Origin of the sequence: Microcoleus sp. OTE_8_concoct_300 (assembly GCF_031383065.1) — a bacterium.
Lineage (GTDB): Bacteria > Cyanobacteriota > Cyanobacteriia > Cyanobacteriales > Microcoleaceae > Microcoleus.
This window is the reverse complement of the sequence record NZ_JANMZH010000905.1, coordinates 1-1,084: the sequence shown is the minus strand read 5'-3', so window position 1 is coordinate 1,084 and position 1,084 is coordinate 1. Positions and strand designations below refer to the sequence as shown.

At 45.7% G+C, this 1,084-nt stretch carries 1 protein-coding gene; it reads right to left on the bottom strand.

All coding sequences use genetic code 11. The features are described 5' to 3' along the window. Positions 1 to 328 precede the first annotated feature (328 nt). Positions 329 to 991, bottom strand: coding sequence for a hypothetical protein (locus tag ACUVJL_RS39040; RefSeq protein WP_445250721.1), 663 nt, complete (start codon positions 989 to 991; stop codon positions 329 to 331). Between the last annotated feature and the right edge of the window lie 93 nt (positions 992 to 1,084).

The window sequence follows — 1,084 nt, the reverse complement described above, 5'->3', positions numbered from 1 at the left end:
GGGAATTCAAACATTGCCAAATGTCAACACCCCTACTACTATGGGTGTTCTTACGGCTGAATTTTGTATCATTTTTTACTTGGCAACTATTGCTTTTGCCGCTAAACAAGACAAATGTTTGAGCATCCCGGAAAAATATTCTGACTGATTTGTGTTGTAGCGATGCGGAGGACTCACACCCGCCTGGGAGTTTTGTCCTATGCGTTTTTGGTAGTCGCCATTTGACAGAGCCCGGGGTCTTTCTGGGCATCAAGCGCCAAATTAGGCCCCGATAATATTTTCTCAAAAGTGACTGCTGAGTGCTTAATTGTTGAGGTGCCCGGGCACCTCAAGCTGCCATTTTTTTCTTGTGTTTTAACCAGCTTAAACCAGCCAATGCTAAAGCTGCCGCCCCTGCGGTGAGAGGTTCGGGAACTGGTTCGGCTTGGGTATCCACTAGAGTGTAAGAAACAGCGGCATAGGCTGGTGGAGTACTTCTGTCTACAATCGAGTCACCGTTGAAAGTAAGTATTACCTCCTTATACCCAAAAAAAAGAGAGACCGGCCCGTTGTTATCCATCGACCAAGATGCCGAGGCCTGATACTTGTAGTAATAAGGCCCTCCGAACTCGTCGGCAGGAATGTTAAATTCTGTACTCGCGTTGTCCCCACCGCTTGCTTGCAGTCCGAGAAAATCCCCTTGATAAAATAGAGCTATAGCCCCTGCCAAATCGTAGTAATCTTTGCCTTTGAGTGGATAACCCTCACTAGAGGCAGTTAGATAAGTGTTTAATCTTCCCTCGGATACTGCAATTCCTTCAAAGTCTATTCCTCTAAGCGAAGAGTTATCCACCTTAAAAACGCCGCTAGCTTCACCACCATCGGCTTGGAAATTGTAGGAGAGTACAGCGGCTTGTGCTTTGTCTACTCCTACCAATGACACGCCTGAAAACAAACTTAAAACTGTGCTAGCGATCGCACTTCCTAATCTGGGCAGTAGTTTTTGACTCATTGTTTTTTTTATTAAGGTCTACCTAACAATACTTGGGACTGTTTTTGATTGCCAAGCGTATAATAACGGTTTCAAGGAGCTGCGGCCATCGAC

Bases quoted from the DNA above. Each gene is read 5' to 3' on its own strand.
- ACUVJL_RS39040 (WP_445250721.1), bottom strand. From the start codon at position 991: ATGAGTCAAAAACTACTGCCCAGATTAGGAAGTGCGATCGCTAGCACA.